The 7,435-nt window shown below is 72.3% G+C and carries 7 protein-coding genes and 1 pseudogene; all 8 read right to left on the reverse strand.

Features of this window, described 5'->3' with window-relative positions; translation table 11 throughout:
- Positions 1-649: pseudogene (locus AOK17_RS45705) on the reverse strand (zinc ribbon domain-containing protein); the annotation flags it as partial.
- Complete coding sequence (locus AOK17_RS45710; RefSeq protein ID WP_055618562.1) at positions 646-1,203, reverse strand: phage tail protein; 558 nt, start codon at positions 1,201-1,203, stop codon at positions 646-648. The pseudogene AOK17_RS45705 and the gene AOK17_RS45710, both read right to left, overlap by 4 nt.
- Entirely contained in the window at positions 1,200-3,158 is a 1,959-nt protein-coding gene (locus AOK17_RS45715; protein WP_055618563.1) for a putative baseplate assembly protein, read from the reverse strand. The genes AOK17_RS45710 and AOK17_RS45715 overlap by 4 nt, the downstream gene beginning before the upstream one ends.
- The gene (locus tag AOK17_RS45720; RefSeq protein ID WP_055618564.1) at positions 3,158-3,589 is read right to left on the reverse strand and encodes a GPW/gp25 family protein; all 432 of its coding nucleotides are present in this window, start codon (positions 3,587-3,589) and stop codon (positions 3,158-3,160) included. The genes AOK17_RS45715 and AOK17_RS45720 overlap by 1 nt, the downstream gene beginning before the upstream one ends.
- Before the next feature lie 88 nt (positions 3,590-3,677).
- Positions 3,678-5,555, reverse strand: coding sequence for a VgrG-related protein (locus AOK17_RS45725; RefSeq protein ID WP_055618565.1), 1,878 nt, complete (start codon positions 5,553-5,555; stop codon positions 3,678-3,680).
- Positions 5,555-6,277, reverse strand: a complete 723-nt coding sequence (locus AOK17_RS45730; RefSeq protein ID WP_055618566.1) for a CIS tube protein — start codon at positions 6,275-6,277, stop codon at positions 5,555-5,557. Before AOK17_RS45730 ends, AOK17_RS45725 begins: the two co-directional genes overlap by 1 nt.
- Positions 6,278-6,293: 16 nt before the next feature.
- Positions 6,294-6,719 carry a phage tail protein gene (locus AOK17_RS45735; RefSeq protein WP_055618567.1) on the reverse strand — a complete coding sequence of 142 codons (426 nt, stop codon included), beginning with the start codon at positions 6,717-6,719 and terminating at the stop codon, positions 6,294-6,296.
- A 68-nt stretch (positions 6,720-6,787) separates the two neighbouring features.
- Positions 6,788-7,435, reverse strand: a 648-nt coding sequence (locus tag AOK17_RS45740; RefSeq protein WP_206190948.1) for a hypothetical protein, incomplete at its 5' end; no start/stop codon positions are given.

Consider the following 7,435-nt stretch of genomic DNA (forward strand, 5'->3'; position numbering starts at 1 on the left):
CCGGTGACGGCGGGGCCGCCGCCGGCCGGTCCGGTGCGCGGCGCACGGACACCGCACCCGACTCCGAGTCGGTGGCCGGGCTCCGGCGGTCGGGCAGTGCGGACGGTTCCGGGTCGGCGGCCCCGCCGTCACCGGCCCGGCCTGCGGGGCGGTCGGCAGAGTGGTCGGCGCCCTCGTCGCCCGGCCGGGGACCCGCGTTCCGCGCCAGGCGGACACCCGTACTCGGCCCGGCGCCGGCGCCGGCGGCCCCGGCATCCGGCCACCCGGTCTCGTCCTCTCCCCGTCGGCCACCCGCCGCCCCGGGCGCTGCCGCGACGGCCGGGTCGTGGCCCGTACGGGCCGTACCCGTTCCGGCCCCGGGGGCTGCGAACGCGTCCCATCCCGGCTGCTCGCCGGAACCGCCGGAACCGCCGGAACCGCCGGAACCGCCGGACACGGCGGCACCCCCGACCGCGGAGTCCCGCGCCGGTGCGGCGGCCTCCGCGCGTACGGGTTCCCTGCGGGCCTCGTCGGCCCGGTCCGGGCCGCCGGACCAGCCGAGTACCGCACCGCAGGAGTCGCAGAAGGACTGGCCGGGCTCCGCCCGGGTGCCGCATTCGGCGCAGCTGCGGGCGGGCTCCCGTCCTGTACCGGAGTTCTGGCTGGTCATCTCTCGGGAGTCCTTTCGGCGGCGGTCACCTGGACCGTGTAGGGCATGTGGGCGGGGCGGGCCGCCGCCACGAGGCTGTCGAGGCGGTGCTCGTCCGCGCGGGTCGGGTCGGGCAGGCGGAGCGTGACGTGCAGGCGCGGGCTGCGGTCACCGGGAACGGGACCGAGGGGCCGGGCGTTCCAGGCGGCGCCGCCGCTCTCGGTGATCTCCGGGGTCACACCGAAGACCAGGCGTATCGCCTCGGACAGACCCCGGCTGGTGCCCCGTACCCGGTGCAGATACGCGGCGGCGGCGACGGCCGCGCGCAGCCGGTCGTCGGGCTCGGTGCCGTCGGTCTCCGCGCCGACCCAGCCCGCCAGCCACCGGGTGAAGTCCACCGGGGCCAGGGCCGGGGTGAAGTAGGAGTCCAGGCAGTCGAGGACGGCCAGGATCGGCGCGAGCACGTCGTCGAGCCCGCCGACGAACCGCTGTGCCAGATCGTCGTCGGCGAACACGGCGGGCAGCATCATGCCGATCGGCGCGGACGAGCCCAGCCCGTCGACGGAGCCCCTCACGGCCGGTCCCCGATCACGCGCACCCGGTGGTCGAAGGAGAAGACCAGGGACGGGGGCTGGAGGTCGATGCGGTTGGTCGCGTCGCCGCGCTTGCCGGTCAGCGGGTCGGCCGGGTGGAGCTGGACCTCGTCGACCAGTTCGACGCCGGGTACGCGCTGGAGCACGGCGAAGACCTCGCCGGACTGCACGGGACGGCCGAAGGGCCAGCCCTTGCCGTCGGCCCCGCCGGTCAGCGGGTCGAGGTGGCGGTAGAGGGCGTCGTGCGCCTGACGGCGTACCCGGTCCGTGTCGGTGCCGCGGAACGCGTGCACCGTGGCGACCACCGTGACGCCCTGGTAGAAGGGCGGGCCGACCGCCAACCGCGTACCGATCAGGCGGCGTTCGTCCAGGTAGTGGGTGATGCGGCGCAACAGCGCGTCGCCGGGCACCAGTTGCTCGAAGCGCAGCCGGCCGCCGGGGTCGGGCACGGCCTGCGGAACCACCAACACCCGTACCGCGTACGCCCCGTGCTCGCCCTCGTCGCCCTCCAGGCAGGTGATCCGGGCGGTCTCGGGGGCGGCTCGGCGGGCGAGCTCCTCGTAGTCGCGCAGGGTCACGGCCCGCTCCTGGGCGCGCAGGGTGATGGGCGCCCTGGTCTTCGCCTCCTCCACCGTCTCGCCGTCGACCCCGCCGCGCGCGGCCTCCCGGTTGACGACCTCGGAGACGTACGGGACGGACGTGCGCAGCACCTGGACGGCGCCGCGGGCCACGTTCCCGGTCCTGCCGCCGCCGGTGCGGTAGCGCAGGGCGCGGATGACGGCGCCCTTGGGTGCCACCGCCCCGTACTGGCGCAGGGTGCCGTCGGGTTCCCGTACCGCCGGGCCGAAGGCGATGTCACCGGTGGCGGCGTCCAGGGTGATGTGCCGGTCGTCCGGGGTGGACGCGGCGAACGACGGGACGACATCCCAGTCGGACCAGCCCTCGTGCTCGGCGGTCTGCAGCAGCACCGGAGGGGTGTCGCCGACCACGGGGGCGTGGGCCAGGCGCAGCCGCTGCCCGGGCAGACCGGTGGACTCGCCGAGCGCCTCGTCGTACACGGTCTCGGCGTGTACGGCAGTGGTGGTGCCGCCGAGCGTGAACGCCTCGGCGGAGCGGACGGTCGGGGAGGTGGTGTAGAAGGGCTGGTCGGGCAGCGGTTCGGTGACCCGGCAGCGCAGCCAGCCGGCCTCCTGCCCGCCGGTGCGCGACAGGGTGTGCCCGCCGGGGATGTGCAGCACGACCTCGCCGGGCCGGTTCAGGCCGCCGGTGCCGTCCCGGTCGACCTCGCACTCGGTCCAGCCGTCCTCGGTCCACGCCTCCCAGACCAGCGGCGGCTGCCGCGGGTCCACGCCGACGCCGTCGACCCGGCTGTCCAGCTCCATCCCGACCGCGCAGTGCGGCACGGCGGCGCTGAGCCCGAGCAGCATGCAGTCGCCGGGCCGCGGGGCCTCGGAGAAGCACATGACGTCCTTGCCCTCGGCGAGGTCGGCGGTCCGGTCGGCGACGGGCTCACCGCTCTGCTGGACCACGAGATGCCTCAACTCGCAGGGCACGACGGTCAGTTCGTGCTCGGTCGCGAAGACCGCGGCCTCCTCGCTCTCGGTGCGCGTGGTGGCGACCTCGGTGCCCTCCGGCAGCAGGATCGGCTCCTCCTGCGGCGCGGAGAGCCAGAACGTGACGTCCGTGCGGGCCGCGGAGGGCGGGAACAGCGTGATGCCCACCAGATCCAGGAACGCCAGGTGGTTCTTCTCCGGCACCCGGTTGAGCCGGTAGACGATCTGGTCGGCCATGTGGGCGACCGTCTCCACCAGGGTGACGCCCGGGTCGGAGACGTTGTGGTCGGTCCACTCCGGGGCGCGCTGCTGGATGTAGCGCTTGGCGTCGTCGACGAACTGCTGGAAGCGGCGGTCGTCGAGGTTCGGGGAGGGCAGGGCCATCAGTGGTCGCTTTCGGGAGCCGGGTCCGGCTCGTCGTGGGAGGGGATGACGTAGAACGGGAAGACCAGGCTGCGCGGGTTGTTGGTGCCGCGGATCGAGTAGCGGACGTCGATGAAGAGCACGCCCTGTTCGGTCTCGCGGCCGGCGGTCACGTCGACGTCGCTCACCTCGATGCGCGGCTCCCAGCGGTCCAGGCTCGTGTAGACCTCGTGCTGGATGCGGCCCGCGGTGGCCTCGTTGACCGGGGCGAACACCAGGTCGTGGATGGCGCAGCCGAACTCCGGGCGCATCGGCCGCTCGCCCGGCGCGGTGGCCAGTACGAGCCGGATGGCCTCCTCGATCTCGCGCTCCCCGCTGACCAGGGCGATGCCCCCGGTGGGGCCGATGCGCAGCGGGAAGGCCCAGCCGGATCCGACGAACTGCTCGGCCATCAGTGGGCCACCCGCCTTCTCCTGGTCGTCTCGGTGCTGCTTCGTGTGTTTCTGCTCTGCTGCGCGGTCGGGGCGTACGTCTCGGCCGTCACGGGATCGGATACGGCTTCTTGTTGACCGTCACGATGCCCATGAGGTCGACGTTGACGGCCCGGATGCCCACCTGGCCGACGGAGCTGACCTGGACGGTTCCGACCGCCTTGAGGCTGAGGGCACCCACCGCGTCCACCGCCACGGCCCCGCCGAGCGACTTGACGTTGACGTTCCTGCCCGTGATGTTGAGCAGCCCGCCGCTCTTGATGGTCAGCCTGCGCCGCGCGCTCAGGGTGAGGTCCGTGCCGGCCTCCACCGACACCGATCTGCTGCCCGTGATGCTGACCGTGCCCTTGCTGTCCACGGTGATCTCGGTCTTGGTGCGGTCGAGGTTGATGGTCAGACGGCCGTCACCGCTGGCGACCCGCACGCCCTGATTACGGGCGCCGGTGGTCTGGCTGAGCAGGTCGACGCGGTTGCCCTTCCGGTCGGACAGGGTGTGCCGGATCGCCTTGTTCCGCAGTCCGTCGTGCAGCGGGACGTCCGTGACGGGGGTCGGCTTGTCCCTGCCGTTGTAGAGGCCGCCGATGACGAAGGGGTGGTCCAGTGCGCCCCGGTCGAAGGCGACGAGGACCTCGTCGTCCACGTCCAGCGGGAAGATCCCGCCGCCGCCCTTGCCGCCCAGCTGGGTGACCCGGGTCCAGTCGCTCTCGTACTGGTCGTCCAGCCAGGGGAACTGGAGCTTGACCCGCCCCTGCTCTTCCGGGTCCTGGACGTTGGTGACGATGGCGTTGGCCACGCCGGGCATCCGGGGTTCGACGGCCGAACCGCCGCCGGAGGCAAGCCCGTACAGGGAGCGCCACTGGCGTCCGCTGAAGGTCACCCAGCTCTCGTAGTGCTGTCCGTCGCCGAAGACGTGCCGTACGGACGTGGCGGTGTACTTGCCCTGGAAGGGTTCCCCGACGTCGGTCAGCGTGACCGGAACGCCGGGCCGCAGCTTGGGGTTGCCGCGCACGGCGACCTCCAGCTCGGCGAACGAGGAGGTCACGTCGTCGGAGAGGGATTCCGCGGCGAACTTGACCTCGGCCTGCTTGTCGTAGGGCGTGCCCGTCTCGACCAGCGTGGAGGTCTTGAACTTCTTGGCGGCCTCGCCCGGGGCCGTGCCGATGCTGACCCCGGGGTTCTTGGTCGCCAGCGACATGGAGGTGAGCTTCTTCTTCGTGGTGATGTCCCAGCCGCGCGCCTGGACCTTGCCGACCTGGTCGGCGGCGGTGACGGCGGCCCGCAGCCGCAGGATGTCGTGGCGGGCCTGGAGGACGAACGGACTCTTGTCCCCGTCCGTACCGACCCCGGGCGCCCCGGAGGCAGGCTTGGGCTTGGCGAACTCGAACTTCCCCTTCGCGTTCACCGACATGACCATGCCGTTCTCGTCGGCGAGCCGGGCGAGGAAGTCCCAGTCGGTGACGTTGGCCTGGCTGATGAACTCGTACACGGTCTTCGTCGAACCGATCACACCGAGCTGGAGACCGTCCTCCTTGGCCAGCTTGCGGGCGATGTCCGAGGCGCTCTGGTTCTTGTACGCGGCCACCCGGCGCCGGCGCACCAGACGGTGCCCGGCGTCGTAGCCGCGGACGACGGTGAAGGTGCCGGTGCCGTCGTAGTCCGCCTCCAGACCGGTGACCTCGCCGGTCAGCAGCGGATCGGCGGCACCCTTGCCGTCGGCGATCGGGGTGAGCACGACCTTGGACCCGAACCTGATGCCCAGCTTGGCGAGGACCTCCCGGTCCGGGTCCCGGAAGGTGAGCCGGAACGCGGCGGGCACCCCGGCGCCCTGGTCGACCCAGCCGTCGACGAGCATCGGGGCGTAGTCGGGCGGCAGCGGTTTGCCGTCGATGGTCACCTGGATGAGCGTGGAGTACGCGGGCTGCACCATCAGGCACGCACCTCCTCGGCCGAGGGCATCAGGAGTTCCGTGCCCGACCGCAGATCGGCCGGGTTGTCGATGCCGTTGACCTCGGCGATGGCTCGCCACGCGGCGGCGTCGCCGTACTCGCGCCAGGCCAGCGACTGCAGCGAGTCGCCCGCGACGACGCGGTGCACGCGCTGCGCGGTGAGCGCGCCCGAGGTCGGGTTCTGCCCCTTGGCCTTGCTGGGGATCTCGTGCAGCGTCACCTGGCAGGTGGCCCGGATCGGCACACCGGTCGTGCCGAACAGCGAGTAGTTCGCCTCCACGGAACTCACGTACGCCGTGAAGCGGGCCGTGGAGAACGAGCCCCACTGGAACACCACCCAGGGCGGTGAGGGCTGCTTCGCGGCGATGCTCTTCGTCGTCGTCTCGCAGCAGGCCATCAGGGATTCCACCTTCTTCAGCACCGAGTTGCTGTTCGGATCGAGGGACGAGTCCAGGAAGATCTCGACCGTCATCTCCCGGGGCTCGGGACCCATGAACTCTGGGACGTTGCCGTCGCGTACGGCCGCGGTCGGCGTCGTCTTCCACTGGGCGCGGCGGCTCAGCGTCAGCTGCGCCGGGTTGAAGTCGAGCTTGAACGTCTTGATCAGAGCGCCCGGGGTGGTGCTGGTGCCGATAGGCGGCTCGTGGATGGCCAGCGTGGCGCGTACGAGGCTCTTGCCCGCGCCCTTGCTTCCCTTTGCCATGTGTGGTGCCGCCCCCTCAGTCCGTGAACCCGTGATGGGTGATTTCCAGGACCTCCGTGGCGACGGCCGGGCTGGCCGGGTCCAGGGAGGGGCCCTGCCAGCTGACCGGCAGTACGTCGATCAGCCCCCAGCGGGCCACCTCCGAACCGTCCGCCCGCAACGCGGCGATCTGCGCGGTCGGCCGCTTGACCCCGGTCGTCACGGAGGAGATCCAGGCCGCGACCTTGGTGGTGTCCGGGGTCAGCGGGCGGGTCAGCCGGATGTTGGAGAAGGTGACGCGCGACGGAAGCTGCCACACGAACCCGTTGTTGCCGCCCTCCTGGTGCTGCTCGATCTCCACCGCAGACGAGAGCCCTTCGCACCCGTTGAAGAAACCGAGGCTCTCGCCGTCGATGGTCAGGGTGAAGAAGATGGTGGAGCCCGGGTCGAGATCGCGGGACATCGGGGGCGGCCTTTCTGCGGACGTCGGTCGTGCGGGGTGTTGAGAGCCGGATATCGGGTGGCGGGCGGTCAGCGGCGGGGGTCGCGGAGTTTGCCGATCCGCTCCCGGTCGAGCCGGAGTTCGGTGCGGACCAGCCGGGTGATCCGGCCGATCAGCCTGTGCGTCAGCTCGTCGAGCTGGAAGTCGGTCAGGGAACGGGGGTCGAACTGGCCCTTGGCGACCGGGGTGTACCCGGGTGGCGGTTCGCCGGTGGAGTCGTGCGCCGATGACTGGTCACTGGCGGAGCCGGACCCGGACGAGCCCTGCGAGGACGTGCCGCGGGCCGAGACGGTCGATACGGCCGTGGTGGTCCTGGCGGGCGTCGGTTGGGGACCGCCCTTGTCCCGTTGTACGGGGATGGGGGCGGGGGCCGCTCTCGTGGTGACGGTGTTCCCGGGTGCGCTGCCGGGTGCCTTGGGCGCGGCAGCGGTGTGCCGTTGGACAACTGGCGCGGCGGGAAGGGCATTTGGCCGCGGGGTCGTCCTCGGGGTGACGGCGGGCGCGGTGGTGCCGGAACCCGGCTTGGCGGCCGAGAGGAGTGGCACGGCACGGCCGACGGGAGTGCTGGGGGCGACGGCCCGCCGCTGTACCGCCGGTCCGGTGCCCGGGGCTGAGGGCCGACGCAGTGGGACGACCGCCGGGGTTGCCCGGTGCGGTCCGGCGGGGGACCCACGGCC

The sequence above is a fragment of the Streptomyces phaeochromogenes genome (assembly GCF_001418655.1).
GTDB classification, from domain to species: domain Bacteria; phylum Actinomycetota; class Actinomycetes; order Streptomycetales; family Streptomycetaceae; genus Streptomyces; species Streptomyces phaeochromogenes.